The organism is Streptomyces sp. NBC_00285 (assembly GCF_036174265.1).
Lineage (GTDB): Bacteria > Actinomycetota > Actinomycetes > Streptomycetales > Streptomycetaceae > Streptomyces.
The window spans coordinates 2,474,239-2,494,698 of record NZ_CP108055.1 but is presented as its reverse complement, the minus strand read 5'-3'; the positions used below and the strand labels follow the sequence as shown (position 1 = coordinate 2,494,698).

Sequence of the window (20,460 nt, the reverse complement as noted above, 5' to 3'; positions counted from 1 at the left end):
CTGGGCATGAGCGACGCAGTTCCGGAGACGGAGAATCTCCAGGAGGCGGTGGAGCCGGAGTACGACCCCGCTGCCCCCGCCCCTTTGAACGTGGCCCGCACCCCGACCGGCAACGCCGAGGTCGACGCCCGGCTGGAGCGGTTGGGCGACGCCGACCACCTCGCGACGGACGGGCACGTCGAGGTGTACGAGGATGTACACCGGGGGCTGCGCGACGCGCTCACCGCGCTCGACGCGCGCCCGGAACCTCCGGCGCCCTCGCCGTCGTATGACCAGAGGGCGCCTTCACCCTCGTATGGCACTAGGAGCTGAACCGAACGTGGCAGGAGTCGCACGACGTCGTCTGGACGCGGAGCTGGTCCGGCGGAAGCTCGCGCGCTCGCGCGAGCACGCCGGTCAGCTGATCGCGGCCGGGCGGGTCACCGTCGGCAAGACCGTCGCGACCAAGTCCGCCACCCAGGTGGAGACCGCGGCCGCGATCCTGGTCCAGAGCGACGACAGTGATCCCGACTACGTGTCCCGGGGTGGGCACAAGCTTGCGGGTGCCCTTCAGGCGTTCGTGCCGCGCGGGCTGGTCGTCGAAGGACGGCGGGCGCTGGACGCCGGCGCGTCCACCGGCGGTTTCACCGACGTGCTGCTGCGGGCCGGCGCCACACACGTGGTCGCCGTCGACGTCGGCTACGGCCAACTCGCGTGGTCTCTCCAAAGCGATGAACGCGTCACCGTCAAGGACCGTACGAACGTACGCGAGTTGACGCTCGAAGCGATCGATGGGGAACCAGTGGATCTTGTCGTGGGGGACCTGTCCTTCATCCCGCTCGGACTGGTACTGCCCGCCCTGGTGCGGTGCGTGAAGCCGGACGCCGACCTGGTGATGATGGTCAAGCCGCAGTTCGAGGTGGGGAAGGAACGGCTGGGCAGTGGGGGAGTGGTCCGCAGCACGCAGCTGCGGGCCGAGGCCGTGCGCGGGGTCGCCGGGAAGGCGGCCGGGCTCGGGCTCGGGGTGAACGGTGTGACGGCCAGTCCGTTGCCCGGGCCCTCGGGCAATGTCGAATACTTTCTGTGGCTGCGTGCCGGGGCGCCCGCCTTGGACCCGGCCGATGTCGACCGTGCAGTTGCGGAGGGGCCGCGTTGAACCAGAACCGAGCTCGAACTGTTTTCCTGCTCGCCCACACCGGGCGGCCCGCGGCCATCCGCAGTGCCGAACTGGTCGTGAAGGGGCTGATGCAGTCGGGGATCGGCGTGCGCGTCCTGGAGTACGAGGCCGCCGACCTGCCGCTGCCGCCCGAGGTGGAACTCGTCAAGGAGGCGACCGCGCAGTGCCTCGAAGGGTGCGAGCTGCTCATCGTGCTCGGCGGTGACGGGACGCTGCTGCGCGGCGCCGAGTTCGCCCGGGCCTCCGGGGTGCCGATGCTGGGCGTCAACCTGGGCAGTGTCGGCTTCCTCGCGGAGGCCGAGCGGGACGACCTCGACAAGGTCGTCGACCGGGTGGTGACCAAGTCGTACGAGGTCGAGGAGCGCATGACGGTCGACGTCGTCGTTCACCGGAACGGGGACATCGTCCACACCGACTGGGCGCTGAACGAGGCGGCCGTGCAGAAGGCCGGTGCGGAGAAGCTGCTCGAGGTCGTGCTGGAGATCGACGGACGCCCGGTGACCGGGTTCGGGTGCGACGGGATCGTGCTGTCCACGCCCACCGGGTCCACGGCCTACGCGTTCTCCGCAGGCGGGCCCGTGGTGTGGCCCGAGGTGGAGGCGCTGTTGATGGTCCCGATCTCCGCGCACGCGCTGTTCGCCAAACCGTTGGTGACCTCGCCGAACTCCGTGCTGGCCGTGGAGTTGCTGCCCCATATTCCGCCGGGTGTTCTGTGGTGTGACGGGCGGCGGACCTTCGAGTTGCCGCCGGGGGCCCGGGTGGAGGTCCGGCGGGGGGCTGTGCCCGTGCGGCTGGCTCGGCTGCACCACGCTTCGTTCACGGATCGGCTGGTGGCGAAGTTCGCGCTGCCGGTTTCCGGGTGGCGGGGGGCGCCTCACTAGCCAGTTGTGGGGGCTGGTTGCGGAGCGTGCGCGGGTGCCCGTGATTCGTGGTTGCTCGCGCAGTTCCCCGCGCCCCCAAAAAACCTCCACTCGCCCGAGTGACAGGGGGCCTCGCATCTCGTTGCCCCGACCTCGTAAGGTCGTCACCGTGCTGGAAGAGATGCGGATACGGTCGCTCGGAGTCATCGACGACGCTGTCGTCGAGTTGTCACCCGGGTTCACCGCCGTCACCGGTGAAACGGGTGCGGGCAAGACCATGGTGGTCACGAGCCTGGGGCTGTTGCTCGGTGGACGGGCTGACGCGGCGCTCGTGCGGATCGGGGCCGAGAAAGCGGTCGTGGAGGGGCGGATCAGTGTGTCCGCCGGTGACTCCGTGGTCGTACGGGCCGAGGAGGCCGGGGCGGAGATCGACGACGGGGCGCTGCTCATCAGCCGTACCGTTTCCGCCGAAGGGCGGTCCCGGGCCCACCTGGGCGGCCGGTCCGTGCCGGTCGGGGTGCTCGCCGAGCTCGCCGACGAGCTGGTCGCCGTGCACGGGCAGACCGATCAGCAGGGGCTGCTCAAGTTGAGCCGGCAGCGGCAGGCGCTCGACCGGTACGCGGGCGACGCGGTCACCGTGCCGCTGGCCAAGTACACCGAGGCCTACCGGCGCCTGCGGGCCGTCTCCGTCGAACTGGACGAGATCGTCACCCGCGCGCGTGAGCGGGCCCAGGAAGCCGACATGCTGCGGTACGGGCTCGACGAGATCGCCGGTGTGGAGCCTCGGACCGGGGAGGACGTCGAGCTGGCCGAGGAAGCCGAGCGGCTCGGACACGCCGAGGCACTGGCATCGGCCGCCACGGCCGCTCACGGCGCCCTCGCCGGGAATCCCGAGGACCCTGAGGGCATCGATGCCACGACGCTCGTGGCGGGCGCTCAGCGGGCTCTGGAGGCCGTACGGTCGCACGACCCCGCCCTTGCCGCACTCGCCGACCGGATCGGGGAGATCGGCATCCTGCTGGGCGACGTGGCCGGCGAGTTGGCGGGATACGCCGACGACCTGGACGCCGATCCGCTGCGGCTGTCGGCCGTGGAGGAGCGCCGGGCCGCTCTCACCGCGCTGACGCGGAAGTACGGCGAGAACGTCGCCGCCGTGCTCACCTGGGCCGAGCAGAGCGCCGCGCGGCTCACCGCACTCGACGGCGACGATGAGCGGATCGATGAGCTGACCGCCGAGCGGGACGCGCTCCGGGCCGAACTGGGCGGGCTGGCGCAGGCGTTGTCGGATGCGCGAACGGATGCCGCGGAGAGGTTTGCGGCGGCGGTGACGGCAGAGCTGGCCTCACTGGCGATGCCCCACGCGCGCGTGTCCTTCGACATCCGTCAGACCGAGGACCCGGAGGGCGTGGAGGTCGGCGGGCGCACCGTCGCCTACGGGACGTCCGGTGTCGACGAGGTCGAGCTGCTGCTCGCCCCGCATCCGGGGGCGCCGCCGCGGCCCATCGCCAAGGGCGCGTCCGGTGGTGAGCTGTCGCGCGTGATGCTGGCCGTCGAGGTCGTGTTCGCGGGGACGGACCCCGTGCCGACGTACCTCTTCGACGAGGTCGACGCGGGTGTCGGCGGCAAGGCGGCGGTGGAGATCGGGCGGCGCCTCGCGCGGCTCGCGAAGACCGCGCAGGTCGTCGTCGTGACGCACCTGCCTCAGGTCGCCGCCTTCGCCGACCGGCAGTTGCTGGTCGAGAAGACCAACGACGGGATCGTCACCCGCTCCGGTGTGAAGGTGCTGGAGGGCGAGGACCGGGTTCGGGAACTGTCCCGGATGCTCGCCGGGCAGGAGGACTCCGAGACGGCCCGTGCGCATGCGGAGGAGTTGCTCGCCACGGCTCGGGCGGACGCGTGAGGTCGGATGGGTGCGCTCGGTCGTATCGGCTGCGGGCCGGTGGGGGCCGGCCGCGCAGTTCCCCGCGCCCCTGAGGGGGTGGGCGCAGAGTGGCGTGCGTGCCTGAAGCGGGCTCGGACGCCGTGCGCTCACTCTTGTGAGTGAGCGCGACTCGCCGCGCACACCCTTGCGGCCGCTCTCCGTATGCGCGGAACACCCGTACGTCCTGGCATCCTTGGGGGAGAACCCGTCACGCGTAGGAAGCGCGCGGTACACCCTTCCGCTCGATCCCTTCTGTACGTTTCCTCGTGACCGTCCGACCCGAACCAGGAGCCCCGGCCACGTGACCCCCGTGAGCAGCCACTCACCGCACGGCCAGTCGCCGCTGCGCACCGTGCAGGTGCTGGGCGGCGGCAATGCCGGCGCCAGCGCGCATGTGCGCTCCCTGACCTCGGGGCTAGTCGAGCGGGGCGTGCGGGTCACGGTGTGCGCCCCCGCCGAGGCGGATCGCACCTACGACTTTTCCGGGGCCGGTGCCGAACACGTGCACGTGCCGCGCAGCAGCGATCCGACCTCCGTGGCGGTGCTGCGGGCGGCGTGCGCGGATGCGGACCTGGTGCACGCGCACGGGCTGCACGCCTCGTTCCGCGCGGTGCTGGCGCTCAGCGGGCGGCGGACTCCGCTCATCGTCACCTGGCACGACCGGGCGTACGCCGAAGGCGCGCGGGCTCATTTCGTACGCCTCCTCGAACGCCGGGTCGTCAAGGCCGCCTCCGTGGTCCTCGGTTCCACCTCGGTCCTCGTGGACCGGGCGCGCAGGACGGGTGCGCGGGACGCGCGGCTCGCCGCGGTGGCCCTGCCCGGACCGCGCGAGGCCGTCGAGCAGGAGGATCCCGATCGGCTGCGGCCGAAGGTACGGGCCGAACTGGGGGCCACCGGCAGGCCTTTGCTGATGGCGGTCGGCGCCCTGGAGCGGAACCGGGGCTACGAGACCCTGCTGGACGCCGCCCGCGCGTGGCGTCTCCTGGACCCCGTGCCGCTGGTCGTCGTCGCGGGGGAGGGGCCGCTGCGGGCCGTCCTGCAGAGCCGAATCGAGGAGGAAGAGCTGCCGGTTCGGCTCATCGGCCGACGCGACGACATCGCCGAACTGCTCGCGGCGGCCGACCTCGCGCTCCTGCCGAGCCGCTGGGAGGCCCGCTCGGTGCTCGCCCAGGAGGCCTTCCACGCGCGCGTGCCGCTCGTCGCGACTGCGGTCGGCGGCATCCCCGAACTCGTCGGCGACGCGGCCGAACTCATCCCGTACGGCGACCCGGACGCGCTCGCCGAAGCCGTCGTACGGCTGCTCGGGAATCCCGAGCGGCAGGACCTGCTGAGGGAGCGGGGTGTGCGGCAGGCGGCGACCTGGCCCACCGAGGACGAGACCGTCGCTCAAGTGCTCAGCGTCTACGACGAGTTGACCCAGCCCCGGCCGCTGCTCTAGGGCGCGTGCCTGCGCGCCCGCAGTGCCAGGCTCAACGCCAGTACCGTCTGCGGGTCGTCGAGGTCCGTGCCGAGCAACTCGCCGATGCGGGCGAGGCGGTTGTAGAGGGTCTGCCGGTTGAGGTGGAGTTCGCGGGCCGTCTCCGCCTTGCGGCCCGCGTGTGCCAGATAGGTCTCCAGGGTGGGCAGCAACGGCGGCTTGGAGCGGCTGTCGTGGGCGCGCAGCGGGCCGATCGCGCGGTCCACGAAGGCCGCGAGGTCCGGGTGGTCACGCAGCCGCCACAGCAGCAGATCGATGTCGAGGCGGCGGGCGTCGTACCAGGGGCGGTCGGACAGGCCCTGCGCGGCCGTCGCCGTCTCCGCCGCGTGCCGCAGGCCCGCCGAGGCCGCCGCCCAACTGCCGGCCACGCCGACCACGACCACGGGCGGCTGGGCGCCGGGCCGTTGCATCCCGGCTCGCTCCACACCCGCCCGCAGCGCCGCAGCGACCCGGTCCGCGACCGCCGACCGCTCCGACTCCGAGCGCAGGCCGAGCAGCACGAGCACACGGCCCTCGACCGGCCGTACCCCGAGCAGGACCGGCACACCGACCGCGGCCAGTTCCTCGGAGACCGCCCGGGCCAGGACCGCCCAGCCACCGCCCGGGGAGAGGGCGTCGCCGAGCCGCATCACCACCGGCAGCAGCGGACCCGTGCCCGGCCTGAAGCCCAGCACGCGCGCCTGTGCGGGCGCGTCCGTGGCGGTGATCCTGCCTTCGGCGAGGTCGGTGAGGAAATCGCCGCGGCCGCGTGCCGCCAGCTCCTCCTCCTGGCGGGCCTGCATCAGGACGACGGCCAGGATGCCCGCGGCGCGCTCGGCCGCCATGCGGTGCACCGGCCCGAGCGGAGCCCGTACCGGAAGCAGCACCAGCCGCGCCCGTACCGAACCCGCGCCGGGCCCGCCCCCGGGCACGTCCACGAGAGCCGAGCCGGACGGCGGCGAGTCCCTGTGCTGGCTGCGCAGCCCCTCCCACACCTGGAGCGGGTCGGCACCCTCGGGACCCGCCCCGGCGGCGTACAGGAGCCGTCCGTCCGGCGTCTCCAGGAAGACCGGATTGCCGCTGAAGTCGGCCAGGATGCCGAGCACCTGCGGGACACCGCCGCCGCCCAGCAGAGCCTCGGTGCAGCGCCGGTGCACCTCCTCCGCGCGCTGGAGCAGCGCGTAGTGGCCGTTGACGATCTCGGTGTGGATCTCCTCGGTGACCGCCACGAACGGCACCTCGCGGTGCAGTTGGACCAGCGGCAGGCCGGTCGCGCGGGCCGTGTCGACGAGGGACGCGGGCAGTCGGGTGAAACGCGGGCCGAGCTCGACGACCAGGGCCGCGATACCGCGCTCGGCCAGCGTGCGGACGAACGCGCGCTGTTCGGCGGGACGGGTGCCGAGACCGTAGCCGGTGGTCAGCAGCAGCTCGCCGCCCTTCAACAGCGAAGCGATGTTGGGCACCTCGCCCGCGTGCACCCAGCGCACGGTCCGGTCCAGCCGGTCCGCGCCCGCGAGGATCTCCGGGAGCCCGCTGCGCAGACCGGGCAGCTCCAGCGCCCGCTGCACGGTGATCCCGGCGCCCTGGGTGTCGAATCCGCTGCTCGTAGCGCTGTCCATGAGCCGGACGCTACCCGAGGCGTGCCCGACCCCCACGGATCAGCAGGTCAACCGCCGTACGCCCCCGACGCCGTCAGCCGCAGCGCCGTGTCGATGAGGGGGACGTGGCTGAAGGCCTGGGGGAAGTTGCCCACCTGGCGCTTGAGCCGGGGGTCCCACTCCTCGGCGAGGAGACCCAGGTCGTTGCGGAGGGCGAGGAGCTTCTCGAAGAGCTTGCGGGCCTCGTCGACCCGGCCGATCATCGCCAGGTCGTCCGCCATCCAGAACGAGCAGGCCAGGAACGCGCCCTCGTCGCCCGGCAGACCGTCGAGGTTCTCGCCGACGCCCGAGGTTGTCGGGTAGCGCAGGATGAAGCCGTCCTCGGTGGACAGTTCGCGCTGGATCGCCTCGATGGTGCCGATCACGCGCTTGTCGTCCGGGGGCAGGAAGCCCATCTGCGGGATCAGCAGCAGGGAGGCGTCCAGCTCCTTCGAGCCGTACGACTGTGTGAAGGTGTTGCGCTCCTTGTCGTAACCCTTCTCACACACGTCCCGGTGGATGTCGTCGCGCAGATCACGCCACTTCTCCAGGGGGCCGTCCGCGTCGCCGGACTCGATGAGCTTGATGGTGCGGTCGACGGCGACCCAGGCCATCACCTTGGAGTGCACGAAGTGCCGGCGCGGGCCGCGCACCTCCCAGATGCCCTCGTCCGGCTCGTCCCAGTGCTGCTCCAGGTAGCGGATCAGCTTGAGCTGGAGCAGGGAGGCGTAGTCGTTGCGGGCGAGGCCGGTCATGTGGCCGAGGTGCAGGGCCTCGGTGACCTCGCCGTACACGTCGAGCTGGAGCTGGTTCGCGGCGCCGTTGCCGACCCGGACCGGCCCGGAGTTCTCGTAGCCGGGCAGCCAGTCCAGCTCGGCCTCGCCCAGCTCGCGCTCGCCCGCGATGCCGTACATGATCTGCAGGTTCTCGGGGTCGCCTGCGACGGCCCGCAGGAGCCACTCGCGCCAGGCACGGGCCTCCTCGCGGTAGCCGGTGCGCAGCAGCGAGGACAGGGTGATGGCCGCGTCCCGCAGCCAGGTGTAGCGGTAGTCCCAGTTGCGGACACCGCCGATGTCCTCGGGCAGGGAGGTGGTCGGGGCCGCCACGATGCCGCCGGTGGGGGCGTACGTCAGCGCCTTGAGGGTGATCAGCGAGCGGATCACCGCCTCGCGGTAGGGGCCGTGGTACGTGCAGTGCTCGACCCACTCGCGCCAGAAGTCCTGCGTCGCCTCCAGCGACTGCTCGGGCTCCGGCAGCGGGGGCGGCTGCTTGTGCGAGGGCTCCCACGAGATCGTGAACGCGATCCGGTCACCCGGGGCGACGGTGAAGTCCGAGTACGTCGTCAGGGACTTGCCGTAGGTCTCGCACTCGGTGTCGAACCACACCGAGTCCGGGCCCGCCACGGCGACCGTGCGGCCCTCGTGCTTGTGGACCCAGGGGACGACGCGGCCGTAGGAGAACCGCATGCGCAGGGCCGAGCGCATCGGGACGCGGCCCGAGACGCCTTCCACGATCCGGATCAGCTGCGGGGCGCCGTCACGCGGGGGCATGAAGTCCGTCACCCTGACCGTGCCGCGCGGGGTGTCCCACTCCGACTCCAGGATCAGGGAGTCGCCGCGGTAGCCGCGTCGGGCCGCGGTGGGGGGTTCGGCGTCGGCCGCGTGCGCGGGGCCGAGTCGCCAGAAGCCGTGTTCCTCGGTGCCCAGCAGGCCGGCGAAGATGGCATGCGAGTCGAAGCGGGGCAGGCACAGCCAGTCCACCGTGCCGTCCCGGCAGACCAGGGCAGCGGTCTGCATGTCTCCGATGAGTGCGTAGTCTTCGATGCGCCCGGCCACGTGCAACTCCAGTCGAACGGCCACGTCACCCCCTCAGTGAAAAAGGGGGCTGTCGCTTGGTGCGGTCAAGGGGGTCGTTGTAAAGCGTCGTTGAGCGGTGAAGCAAAACAGGCCTGCCGCCGTGAGGCAAAACGACAACTGTTGCTCAACGAACTGACGAGCTCTCGTTGTTCCGGCGCCTACGGGTGGGGTGGTCCCGTTTTTCCGGCCGCTCGGCAGCGAGTGTCCGAGCAGGATACGACGCACGTAGATGATCTGTGTGCCGCTCCGGGCAACGCGGATGAGCCGAACGGGTGAGCAACGGGTGAGAACCGGGGGCGCTCGTGCACGTCCGTGTCCACGCGTGTGCGGAGCGTGGCCGGAAGCCATCTCCTCGCGGCGCTGATACCCTGGTAGCCCGTGGCCCGGGTGGCGTCTGACCCCCGAACCGCACCTCCAGATCGCGACCACGGGAGCCCCCTCTTGGCCATGACCGCTGCTTTTCGAAACAGCACAGCCACGACGACCAAGCACATCTTCGTCACTGGGGGTGTCGCTTCCTCGCTCGGCAAGGGCCTGACGGCCTCCAGCCTCGGCATGCTGCTCAAGGCGCGGGGCCTGCGCGTCGTGATGCAGAAGCTCGACCCGTACCTCAACGTCGACCCGGGCACGATGAACCCCTTCCAGCACGGTGAGGTGTTCGTCACCAACGACGGCGCCGAGACCGACCTGGACATCGGCCACTACGAGCGCTTCCTCGACCGTGACCTCGACGGCTCGGCGAACGTCACCACCGGCCAGGTGTACAACACCGTGATCGCCAAGGAGCGGCGCGGCGAGTACCTGGGCGACACCGTGCAGGTCATCCCGCACATCACCAACGAGATCAAGCACCGCATCCGCCGTATGGCGACGGACGAGGTCGACGTCGTGATCACGGAGGTCGGCGGCACGGTCGGTGACATCGAGTCGCTGCCGTTCCTGGAGACGGTCCGCCAGGTCCGGCACGAGGTCGGCCGTGACAACGTCTTCGTCGTCCACATTTCCCTCCTGCCGTACATCGGACCGTCGGGTGAGCTGAAGACGAAGCCGACCCAGCACTCGGTTGCGGCGCTGCGCAACATCGGTATCCAGCCGGACGCGATCGTGCTGCGGTCCGACCGCGAGGTGCCGACCGCGATCAAGCGCAAGATCTCGCTGATGTGCGACGTCGACGAGTCCGCGGTCGTCGCCTGCCCCGACGCCAAGTCGATCTACGACATCCCGAAGACCGTGCACAGCGAGGGCCTGGACGCCTATGTCGTCCGCAAGCTGGACCTGCCGTTCCGGGACGTGGACTGGACGACCTGGGACGACCTGCTCGACCGCGTCCACAACCCCGACCACGAGATCACCCTCGCCCTGGTCGGCAAGTACATCGACCTGCCCGACGCCTACCTGTCGGTCACCGAGGCGCTGCGCGCCGGCGGCTTCGCCAACAAGGCCCGCGTCAAGATCAAGTGGGTCACCTCCGACGACTGCAAGACCCCGGCCGGCGCCGCGGCGCAGCTCGGTGACGTCGACGGCATCTGCATCCCGGGCGGCTTCGGCGACCGCGGTGTGCTCGGCAAGGTCGGTGCGATCAAGTACGCCCGGGAGAACAAGGTCCCGCTGCTCGGTCTCTGCCTGGGCCTGCAGTGCATCGTGATCGAGGCCGCGCGGAACCTGGCCGACATCCCGGACGCCAACTCCACGGAGTTCGACTCGGCCACCGGCCACCCGGTCATCTCCACCATGGCCGAGCAGCTCGACATCGTCGCCGGCGAGGGCGACATGGGCGGCACCATGCGGCTCGGCATGTACCCGGCCAAGCTCGCCGAGGGCTCCATCGTCCGTGAGGTGTACGACGGCAAGGAGTACGTCGAGGAGCGGCACCGTCACCGTTACGAGGTGAACAACGCCTACCGGGCCGAGCTCGAGAAGAAGGCGGGCATCCTGTTCTCCGGCACCTCGCCGGACGGCAAGCTCGTCGAGTACGTCGAATACCCGCGTGATGTCCACCCCTATCTGGTCGCCACGCAGGCCCACCCGGAGCTTCGCTCGCGGCCGACGCGTCCGCATCCGCTGTTCGTGGGCCTGGTGAAGGCCTCGGTCGAGCGGAAGACTTCGATGTAGCACGACAGTTGTACGGTGGCCGGGGCGCGCGCATTCAATCGGCGAGTGCCCCGGCTTCTTTTGTGCACGTGGGGAAGGACAGGGCATGACGATCAAGGACACCCCGCAGGAGTGGGAGATCCGGGCCACGGAGACCCCCTTCGTGGGCAACAAGACCTCCGTCCGCACCGACGAGGTCGTCATGCCCGACGGGTCGGTGGTCCGCCGTGACTACCAGGTCCACCCGGGTTCCGTGGCCGTCCTCGCCCTCGACGACGAGGACCGGGTCCTGCTCATCCGCCAGTACCGGCACCCCGTACGGCAGAAGCTGTGGGAGATCCCGGCCGGACTGCTCGACGTGCCCGGTGAGAATCCGCTGCACGCGGCCCAGCGGGAGCTGTACGAGGAGGCACACGTCAAGGCGGAGGACTGGCGGGTGCTGACGGACGTCTACACGACTCCGGGCGGCTGCGACGAGGCGATCCGGATCTTCCTGGCCAGGGGGCTGTCCGAGGCCGAGGAGGAGCGGTTCGAGGTCGAGGACGAGGAGGCGGACATGGAGCACGCGCGTGTGCCGGTCTCCGAGCTGGTGCGCGGGGTGCTGGCGGGGGAGTTGCACAACAACTGCCTGGTCGTGGGCGTGCTCTCGCTGGTGGCCGCCCGGGATTCCGGTGGGTTCGACGCGTTGCGTCCGGCTGAGGCGCCGTGGCCTGCGCGGCCGTTCGAGGATTGATGCGGTGCGGGGTTCGCCTCTCGGTGGGGCGGTGTTGCGGGGTGCCGGTCGCGTTGAGGTCTGTCGCGGCCCGCGGTGGACCCGCCGATGTCACAGCCCCGCGCCCCTGACATCGGAACCGTCCCCTGACATCGGAACCGCCCAAACCGGCAATCCTATGATCCGTTGATCCGATCAGGGGACTCTCCGTCCCATACCGCCGCGCTCTGCCAGGAACGTTGCAGAGCGTGAACTAGGCTCTGAATGCCCGAACCGGGGTCCCGGCGGGCTTTGCGCGTGCGGTGGACGGGAGTGTGGCCCGTGACGGATCAGGCGGTGGACGCAGGCGGTGTGCAGCTGTCGGCCGAGGGTCATTTCCTGGGCCGGGAGCGGGAGTTGAAGGAACTCCGGGCCGATATCGAGCGCGCCGGGCTGGACACCATCTCGGGGCGCAAGGCTCCTCGCGCACGCGTGCTGCTCATTGCGGGCAGGCCGGGTTCCGGCCGCACCGAGCTCGCCGAGGAACTCGTACGGCAGGTTGCGCAGCGTTACCGGGACGGGGTGCTGCGCGCCCGGCTCAGCGAGCCCGACGGCACCCCCGTTCCCGTCGAGCACACCGCCCGTGAACTGCTTGCCGCGCTCGATGTGTCGGCGCCCGCCGGGGCCTCGGAGGACGACCTCACGGCGGTGCTGCGCGAGGCCCTCGCCGACCGGCGTGCCCTGCTCCTGCTGGACGACGCGGTGACCGCGGAACAGGTGGACGCTCTGCTGCCGGATACTCCGGAGTGCCTGGTCGTGGCCGTTTCGGGAGGCCCGCTGACCGGGATCGCGGACGTCCGCCCCTGCACTCTCGGCGGGCTCGACACCAAGTCCGCGCTGGACCTGCTGTCCCGGCACACCGGGGCGGTCCGCATCACCGTCGATCCGCGTACCGCCGAGGGCCTCGTCGAGGAATGCCAGGGCCATCCCGCCGCGCTGATGCTGGCCGGGGGCTGGCTCGCCGCCCGCCCCAGCGCCGCCGTCGCCGATCTGGCCAAACAGTTGCATGCGGAGAGTGACGAAGGGAACCCGCTCAGCCGGGTCTTCAAGCTCGTCTACGCGTCCCTGCCCAGTCCCGCCGCCCGGATTCTGCGACTGCTCTCCCTCGCGCCGGCCGGCCTCATCGACCCGCACACCGCCTCCGCGCTCGCCGGCTGCTCGGTGGACGGCGCCCGTTCCACCCTCGACGACTTCGTCGCCCTCGGCCTGCTGCACGTCGTGGACTCGCCGCTGCCGCAGTACGTGGTCCCCGGCTGTCTGCACCCGCTGTTCAAGGCCCTCGCCGGCACCCAGGACCGCCCGGCCGAGCTCCAGCTGGCCCGCGCCCGCATGCTGGAACGGACCGTACGGCTGCTCCAGTCCTCCCGTGCGATCACCGAGACCGACAATCCCGACGCCCGCGAGAAGCTCCAGGACATGCCGCGCTCCCTGCGCTTCCCGAGCCCCAGGGCCGCCGAGGACTGGCTGCGCGTGCGCAGGTCCGCCCTGCTCGCCGCGGCCCGGCTCGCGGTCGCCGACGGGGAGCTGGACACCCTCGCCCGGCGTCTGATGTCGCAACTCGTGCGCACGATGGTCGCCCACTTCGGGATGAAGGCCGCCGCCCCCGACCTCTACGGCATCCACGGCCTCGTCCTGGACGTGGCCGAGCGGCGCGCCCTGCCCCGTGAGAAGGCCGCCGCCCTGCTGAACCTCGCCGACCTGGACGCCCAGACGGGCCGGACCCGGGAGGCGCTGGCCCGCTACCGGGAGGCGCTGGACGCCGGACGGGAAGCGAACGACCCGTATGCGACCGGCCGGGCGATGGAATCCGTAGGCGGCGCGCATCTGGAGCTCGGTGACTACGACCGGGCCGCCGACTGGTTCGGCCGTGCCCTCGCCCAGCGGCTGGCCCGGGACGAGCGTGCCGAGGCCGCCCGGCTGTACGGCCGTATCGCCGCCGCGCACACCTATGCGGGCCGCTACGGCGAGGCGGTCAGGAACTGGCGGGCCGCGCTCGCCGGACACCGCAAGAGCGGCGATGTCGCCGCGCACGCACGGGCGTTGAGCGAACTCGCCCGCGTCCAGGAGTACGCAGGACACCCCGAGGAGTCGTTGCGCACCTGCCAGGAGGCCGTCGAGTGGGCCGGGCGCGCCGAGGACGTCCGGCTGCAGGCCGCGCTCCAGCTGAGGCTCGCGGACACCCTGGAGCGCCTCGGCGATTCCGCGGCCGCCCAGCTGCACCGCGGCGCCGCGGATCTGCTGCTGGGGGAGGTGCTTTCCCAGGGGGAACCGGGGCCGGAGCAGGCCGACGAGCCGGAACACGACGCTAATGCCTGCGAAATCCGTAGTACATCTGCTGAAGATTGATGCAATGAAAGGCTAGACAGCGGGAACGCCTTCATTAGACTGGCTCTGCCGCACCTTCTCCTGCGGTGTCTCCTGGTGTGCTCGTGCATGCCTGGGTATGTGTTGCATTGCCCCACATCCACTGAGCCAAGGACCGTGATCCACGTGAAGGTCGGCATCCCCCGCGAGGTCAAGAACAACGAGTTCCGGGTGGCCATCACCCCCGCAGGTGTGCACGAACTGGTGCGCCACGGCCACCAGGTCGTCATCGAGCGGGGCGCCGGCCTCGGTTCCTCCATCCCGGACGAGGAGTACGTCGCCGAGGGCGCCCTGATCCTGGAGACCGCCGACGAGGTGTGGGCCACCGCCGACCTGCTGCTGAAGGTCAAGGAGCCCGTCGCCGAGGAGTACCACCGTCTCCGCAAGGACCAGACGCTCTTCACCTACCTGCACCTGGCCGCCTCCAAGGAGTGCACCGACGCGCTCATCGAGTCCGGCACCACCGCGATCGCCTACGAGACCGTCGAGCTGTCCTCCCGCGCGCTCCCGCTGCTCGCCCCGATGTCCGAGGTCGCGGGCCGGCTCGCCCCGCAGGTCGGCGCCTACCACCTGATGCGCTCGGTCGGCGGTCGCGGTGTCCTCCCGGGTGGTGTCCCCGGCACCCAGCCCGCGCGGGCCGTCGTCATCGGCGGCGGGGTCTCCGGGTGGAACGCCACGCAGATCGCCGTCGGCATGGGCTTCCACGTCACGCTGCTCGACCGTGACATCAACAAGCTCCGCGAGGCGGACAAGGTCTTCGGCACCAAGGTCCGGGCGATCATGTCCAACGCCTTCGAGCTGGAGAAGGCCGTCCTCGACGCCGACCTCGTCATCGGCGCCGTCCTCATCCCCGGCGCCAAGGCCCCGAAGCTGGTCACCAACGAGCTCGTGGCGCGGATGAAGCCCGGAAGTGTCCTTGTCGACATCGCCATCGACCAGGGCGGCTGCTTCGAGGACTCCCGGCCGACCACCCACGCCGAGCCGACCTTCCAGGTCCACGACTCGGTCTTCTACTGCGTCGCCAACATGCCCGGCGCGGTTCCCAACACCTCCACCCACGCGCTCACCAACGCGACGCTGCCGTACATCGTCGAACTCGCCGACCGCGGCTGGGTGGAGGCGCTGCGCCGCGATCCCGCGCTGGCCAAGGGCCTCAACACCCATGACGGCAAGGTCGTTTACCGGGAGGTGGCCGAGGCGCACGGTCTGGAGCACGTGGAGCTCGAGACGCTGCTCGGCTGACCCTCTGACCTCGCCGGATGGCTAAGTCACCTTTTCGTAAAGGCGATACGTCAACAAGGCGCGTCAACGACGCACGCACGGCCGGACCTTGCCCGAGAAGGTCCGGCCGGATGTGTGTATGGTCACTTTGCGACTCTCGGTCAACTCGCGTCGAACGTAACCCTTGAACCGATTCGTACACCGGCGGAACCTGCCGTGCGACGGCCGTACGCCCTTGACAGCGGGATGTTTCATTGCCGACACATCCTGCCGGGTCCGGCGGATTGTGTTGCTGTGAACACCCGACACGCCATAGAGTCGCCAACCGTCGGCATGGTGACACGCTGACCTTGTCTAGAAGTTTCCTGGTCTCCAAGGAGGTAAGACGACTTGTGAATGAGTCGACATTTCTTCCCGGGGGTGGTCAACCAGGAATGCCCGCCGAGGCCCAGGGCCCCGCGGGCTTCGAGGCTGTCGGCTCCGTCGCGGTGCGCACCTTCGCAGCCCATCAGAGTCCGCGCACCGTGCGGACAGCACACCAGAGCATGGATGGCCATCACGTGAACGCCATGGCCGGCGACGGAAGTGGCGCGCCCCACAACCACTTCGCCGACTACGACGAACTGCCCGAGGGGCACTTCTACGACCCCGACGCCGAGTACGAGCCCGATCCGGAGTACGCGGCCACGCTCGCGCCGGACGCGGCCCGTCAGCGCCGTGAGCGCGTGGGTCCGACCGGACGCCCGCTGCCCTACTTCCCGATCCCGGGTCCGCTGACCAGTCACGGCCCCGCGACGATCATCGCGATGTGCAACCAGAAGGGCGGCGTCGGCAAGACGACGTCGACCATCAACCTGGGTGCCGCGCTCGCGGAGTACGGCCGACGCGTGCTGCTCGTGGACTTCGATCCGCAGGGCGCGCTGTCGGTGGGGCTCGGTGTCAACCCGATGGAGCTCGACCTCACCGTCTACAACCTGCTCATGGAGCGGGGCATGGCGGCCGACGAGGTCCTGCTGAAGACCGCGGTTCCCAACATGGACCTGCTGCCGAGCAATATCGACTTGTCGGCGGCGGAGGTCCAGCTGGTCTCCGAGGTCGCCCGCGAGTCGACGCTGCAGCGTGCCCTGAAGCCGCTCATGGCCGACTACGACTACATCGTGATCGACTGTCAGCCTTCACTGGGTCTGCTCACGGTCAACGCTCTGACGGCTGCGCACAAGGTGATAGTGCCCCTGGAGTGCGAGTTCTTCGCCCTGCGAGGGGTCGCACTGCTGACGGAGACCATCGAGAAGGTCCAGGAGCGGCTCAACCCGGATCTGGAGCTCGACGGCATCCTCGCCACGATGTACGACTCGCGCACCGTGCACAGCCGTGAGGTGCTCGCGCGTGTCGTCGAGGCGTTCGACGACCACGTCTACCACACGGTCATCGGGCGCACGGTCCGCTTCCCGGAGACCACGGTCGCCGGTGAGCCGATCACCACGTACGCCTCCAACTCCGTCGGCGCCGCCGCCTACCGTCAGCTCGCCAGGGAGGTGCTCGCCCGGTGTCCCGCCGAGTGAGTCTGCCGGGGGCCGACGAACTGTTCCGTACGACAGGGGGGATGGCGCTCCAGGCGTCCACCCCCCGGCGGGGGGCCAACGGCGAGGCCCGGGTACCGGCTCCCGCGGGCGACTCCGACGGGGCGGCGTCCGACGACGCCCCCCAGTCCGTGCCCGCGCAGGGCGGGGACGGCAACGGGGCCGAGCATGTGGCGGTCGACGCCGACTCGGTGGAGGCGGGCGAGTCCCGTCTCCGGGCGGCTGCCGCGGAGCGCACAGCCCGACGTCAGGAGGCGCAGGAAGGTTCAGCCCAAGCCTCCAACGGTGTCCAGCAGCGCGGCAAGCGCGGCCGGTCGCCCTCGCGGCGGCCGAGCGGCCGGGAGCGCCACGACGAGAAGATCACCGTGTATGTGTCGGCCGAGGAGCTCATGGATCTGGAGCACGCGCGTCTGGTGCTCCGGGGTGAGCACGGGCTCGCGGTGGACCGCGGACGGATCGTGCGCGAGGCGGTCGCCGTGGTGCTGGCGGATCTGGAATCCCGCGGGGACGCGAGCATTCTCGTACGACGGTTGCGTGGGCGCTAGCGGTAGCCTGCGAGGGCTATGACCTCGAACGACGTTCCCGTGCCCGGCGCCGGTGGCGCTGCCGCTCGTCGGCGTGTGCTGGGGCGGGGGCCGGGATCGCCGGCCGTTGCCGCACCGGCGGACGTGGCGCAGAGCGAGCCGCTTGCCGAGGGCGAGGCTGCCGCTCCCGCCCAGGCGGCCGGGCACGAGGACGGCGTCGGCGATCCGGCGGAGCCGCAAGCCAGTGACCCTGGCGAAGTCGGCCCCGGGGAAGCCGAACCCGGGGAGGTCGAACCCGGGGACGAAGCCTCCGACGGTGTCTTCAAGGTGCGGCTCGCCAACTTCGAGGGGCCCTTCGATCTCCTCCTCCAGCTGATCTCGAAGCACAAGCTGGACGTCACCGAAGTGGCGCTCTCCAAGGTCACCGACGAGTTCATGGCGTACATCCGGGCGATGGGCCCGGACTGGGACCTGGACGAGACGACCGAGTTCCTCGTCGTCGCGGCCACCCTCCTCGACCTCAAGGCCGCCCGGCTGCTGCCCGCCGCCGAGGTCGAGGACGAGGCGGACCTGGCGCTCCTCGAAGCGCGGGACCTGCTCTTCGCGCGGCTGCTCCAGTACCGCGCGTACAAGCAGATCGCCGACATCTTCAACCGGCGTCTCGACGAGGAGGCCCGGCGCTATCCCCGTACCGTCGGGCTGGAGCCGCACCACGCGGAGCTGCTGCCCGAGGTGGTCATCAGCATCGGTGCCGAGGGGTTCGCGAAGCTCGCCGTGCAGGCGATGCAGCCCAAGCCCAAGCCGCAGGTGTACGTCGACCACATCCACGCGCCCCTGGTGAGCGTCCAGGAGCAGGCGGGGATCGTGGTCGCACGGCTCAGGGAGCTCGGTGAGGCCAGCTTCCGTCTGCTGGTGGAGGACGCGGACGACACCCTGACCGTGGTGGCGAGGTTCCTCGCGCTGCTGGAGCTGTACCGCGAGAAGGCCGTGGCGCTGGACCAGGAGACCGCTCTGGGGGAGCTGATCGTGCGGTGGACCGGCGGGGCGGGGGAGGCCGCGCCCACCGTGACCGACGAGTTCGACCGACCGCCTGAGCCGCCCAAGGAGGACAAGGCGTGAGCGAGGAGACCACCGAGGTCCGGACGGGGCCCGTCAGTGTCGCCGACCTCGATCTGAAGCCGGCTCTGGAGGCCGTCCTCATGGTCGTGGACGAGCCCGCGACCGAGGAGTACCTGTCGAAGATCCTGGAGCGGCCGCGGCGGCTGATCGGCAAGGCGCTCAGGGAACTCGCGGACGACTACACCGCGCAGGGCCGCGGCTTCGAGCTGCGGTACGTCGCGGGCGGCTGGCGTTTCTACACCCGCGCCGAGTACACCGCGGCCGTGGAACGCTTCGTCCTGGACGGGCAGCAGGCCCGGCTCACCCAGGCGGCGCTGGAGACGCTGGCGGTGGTCGCCTACCGCCAGCCGGTCAGCCGCAGCAGGGTCTCCGTGGTGCGCGGAGTGAACTGTGACGGCGTGATGCGCACCCTTCTCCAGCGGGGTCTGGTGGCGGAGGCGGGCACGGAACCCGAAACAGGTGCGATCCTGTACGTGACGACGAACTACTTCCTGGAGCGGATGGGCCTGCGCGGTCTGGACGAGCTCCCGGAGCTGGCGCCCTTCCTCCCGGAGGCTGAGGCGATCGAGGCCGAGACGCTGGAAGGGGTCCCGTCGTTCGATCCGGACGCACCGGATGCAGATGCAGACGACTCGACGACGACGGAACTTTGATGCGAAGCAGTGGCAGTGGCAGCGGCAGGAACAACGGGCGCGGCAACCCCCGGGGAAGCAGCGGGGGCGGGAAGCCCCGCGGGACGGGTGGCGGTGGCTCCCAGCCGAAGGGCGGGGCGGGGCGGGACGACAGGCCGAAGCGCGAGGGCAGTCCCCGTCCCGAGGAGCGCCGCTACGACGTGGGTCCCGGCGCCACCCACGACGGTCCGAAGTCCGGGCGCGGTGCCTCCGCGCGCGGCGGGGCCAAGGGCGGCCCCAGGCAGAGCCAGGACACCGGGCGTGGCCGTTGGGTCCCGGCGACCTCCCGCGAGTACGAGGCGCGGGCGGAGGAGCGCAACCGTGAGCGGTACGCGGGCAAGAAGGACGTGAAGCCGCCGAAGACCTTCCCGGGCGCCGAGCAGGAGGGCGAGCGGCTGCAGAAGATCCTCGCCCGCGCGGGCTACGGCTCGCGGCGGGCCTGTGAGGAGCTCATCGAGCAGGCGCGGGTCGAGGTCAACGGCGAGATCGTCCTGGAGCAGGGCAAGCGGGTCGACCCGGAGCATGACGAGGTCAGGGTCGACGGCCTGACGGTGGCGACGCAGTCGTACCAGTTCTTCTCGCTGAACAAGCCCGCCGGTGTCGTCTCCACGATGGAGGACAACGAGGGCCGGCAGTGCCTCGGCGACTACGTGACCAACCGCGAGACGCGGCTGTTCCACGTGGGCCGGCTCGACACCGAGACCGAGGGCGTCATCCTGCTCACCAACCACGGCGAGCTGGCGCACCGGCTGACCCACCCCAAGTACGGCGTGAAGAAGGTCTACCTCGCGCACATCGTGGGCCCGATCCCGCGCGACCTGGGCAAGCGGCTCAAGGACGGCATCCAGTTGGAGGACGGGTACGCGAAGGCGGACCACTTCCGGGTCGTCGAGCAGACCGGCAAGAACTACCTCGTCGAGGTGACCCTCCACGAGGGCCGCAAGCACATCGTCCGCCGCATGCTCGCCGAGGCGGGCTTCCCGGTCGACAAACTGGTGCGGGTCGCCTTCGGTCCCATCACCCTGGGCGACCAGAAGTCGGGCTGGCTGCGACGGTTGTCCAACACCGAGGTCGGCATGCTGATGCAGGAAGTCGATCTGTAGTCCCCGACACACGCGCGTGCGGCCGGTTCCGGACTTCTCCGGGACCGGCCGATGCGTTTCGGGCCTTCCGCGGGTCTGTATCCCTGACGGAGGGAGCGAGGATGGACGCGAGGACCGGTATCCGCGACGAGGAGCACCCGGAACCGCTGG

Annotated in this window: 16 protein-coding genes; 14 read left to right on the top strand and 2 right to left on the bottom strand. The window is 70.7% G+C overall.

Translation table 11 applies throughout. The features are described 5' to 3' along the window. Positions 1-6: 6 nt before the first annotated feature. The 5 genes from OHT57_RS11370 (at position 7) to OHT57_RS11350 (ending at position 5,375) form a co-directional block, all read left to right on the top strand. Positions 7-312, top strand: coding sequence for a hypothetical protein (locus tag OHT57_RS11370; RefSeq protein ID WP_328746028.1), 306 nt, complete (start codon positions 7-9; stop codon positions 310-312). Between the two features lie 7 nt (positions 313-319). Beyond that, complete coding sequence (locus tag OHT57_RS11365) at positions 320-1,135, top strand: TlyA family RNA methyltransferase (RefSeq protein WP_328746027.1); 816 nt, start codon at positions 320-322, stop codon at positions 1,133-1,135. Then, positions 1,132-2,037 (top strand): NAD kinase, encoded by a 906-nt coding sequence (locus tag OHT57_RS11360; RefSeq protein ID WP_328746026.1) that lies wholly within the window; start codon positions 1,132-1,134, stop codon positions 2,035-2,037. The genes OHT57_RS11365 and OHT57_RS11360 overlap by 4 nt, the downstream gene beginning before the upstream one ends. Positions 2,038-2,197: 160 nt before the next feature. Next, on the top strand, positions 2,198-3,916 hold the full coding sequence (gene recN / locus OHT57_RS11355) for a DNA repair protein RecN (protein WP_328753175.1): 1,719 nt from the start codon (positions 2,198-2,200) through the stop codon (positions 3,914-3,916). Between the two features lie 322 nt (positions 3,917-4,238). Next, on the top strand, positions 4,239-5,375 hold the full coding sequence (locus tag OHT57_RS11350) for a glycosyltransferase family 4 protein (RefSeq protein WP_328746025.1): 1,137 nt from the start codon (positions 4,239-4,241) through the stop codon (positions 5,373-5,375). Here OHT57_RS11350 and OHT57_RS11345 read toward each other — a convergent pair. Continuing rightward, positions 5,372-7,012: a PucR family transcriptional regulator gene (locus tag OHT57_RS11345; RefSeq protein WP_328746024.1), complete on the bottom strand. Its 1,641-nt coding sequence runs from the start codon at positions 7,010-7,012 to the stop codon at positions 5,372-5,374. The genes OHT57_RS11350 and OHT57_RS11345 overlap by 4 nt on opposite strands. A 47-nt stretch (positions 7,013-7,059) precedes the next feature. Continuing rightward, a complete protein-coding gene (locus OHT57_RS11340; protein WP_328753174.1) occupies positions 7,060-8,865 on the bottom strand; it encodes a glycoside hydrolase family 15 protein in 1,806 nt (601 codons plus the stop codon). A 468-nt stretch (positions 8,866-9,333) separates the two neighbouring features. Between OHT57_RS11340 and OHT57_RS11335 the strand changes: the two genes are divergently transcribed. The 9 genes from OHT57_RS11335 to OHT57_RS11295 all read left to right on the top strand — a co-directional run bounded on the left by OHT57_RS11335 (position 9,334) and on the right by OHT57_RS11295 (position 20,310). Continuing rightward, on the top strand, positions 9,334-10,998 hold the full coding sequence (locus OHT57_RS11335; protein ID WP_328746023.1) for a CTP synthase: 1,665 nt from the start codon (positions 9,334-9,336) through the stop codon (positions 10,996-10,998). 85 nt (positions 10,999-11,083) lie between these two features. Then, on the top strand, positions 11,084-11,710 hold the full coding sequence (locus tag OHT57_RS11330) for an NUDIX hydrolase (RefSeq protein ID WP_328746022.1): 627 nt from the start codon (positions 11,084-11,086) through the stop codon (positions 11,708-11,710). Between the two features lie 300 nt (positions 11,711-12,010). Next, positions 12,011-14,074, top strand: coding sequence for a tetratricopeptide repeat protein (locus OHT57_RS11325; RefSeq protein WP_328746021.1), 2,064 nt, complete (start codon positions 12,011-12,013; stop codon positions 14,072-14,074). A gap of 144 nt (positions 14,075-14,218) precedes the next feature. Next, positions 14,219-15,334: an alanine dehydrogenase gene (gene ald / locus OHT57_RS11320; RefSeq protein ID WP_328753173.1), complete on the top strand. Its 1,116-nt coding sequence runs from the start codon at positions 14,219-14,221 to the stop codon at positions 15,332-15,334. Positions 15,335-15,747: 413 nt separating this feature from the next. Next, positions 15,748-16,875 carry a ParA family protein gene (locus tag OHT57_RS11315; protein WP_328746020.1) on the top strand — a complete coding sequence of 376 codons (1,128 nt, stop codon included), beginning with the start codon at positions 15,748-15,750 and terminating at the stop codon, positions 16,873-16,875. Then, positions 16,860-17,438 (top strand): hypothetical protein, encoded by a 579-nt coding sequence (locus tag OHT57_RS11310; protein WP_328746018.1) that lies wholly within the window; start codon positions 16,860-16,862, stop codon positions 17,436-17,438. Before OHT57_RS11315 ends, OHT57_RS11310 begins: the two co-directional genes overlap by 16 nt. 18 nt (positions 17,439-17,456) lie before the next feature. Then, complete coding sequence (locus OHT57_RS11305) at positions 17,457-18,536, top strand: segregation and condensation protein A (protein ID WP_328746017.1); 1,080 nt, start codon at positions 17,457-17,459, stop codon at positions 18,534-18,536. Next, on the top strand, positions 18,533-19,189 hold the full coding sequence (gene scpB / locus OHT57_RS11300) for an SMC-Scp complex subunit ScpB (protein ID WP_328746015.1): 657 nt from the start codon (positions 18,533-18,535) through the stop codon (positions 19,187-19,189). Before OHT57_RS11305 ends, scpB begins: the two co-directional genes overlap by 4 nt. Beyond that, complete coding sequence (locus tag OHT57_RS11295) at positions 19,189-20,310, top strand: pseudouridine synthase (RefSeq protein ID WP_328746014.1); 1,122 nt, start codon at positions 19,189-19,191, stop codon at positions 20,308-20,310. The genes scpB and OHT57_RS11295 overlap by 1 nt, the downstream gene beginning before the upstream one ends. Positions 20,311-20,460 lie beyond the last annotated feature (150 nt).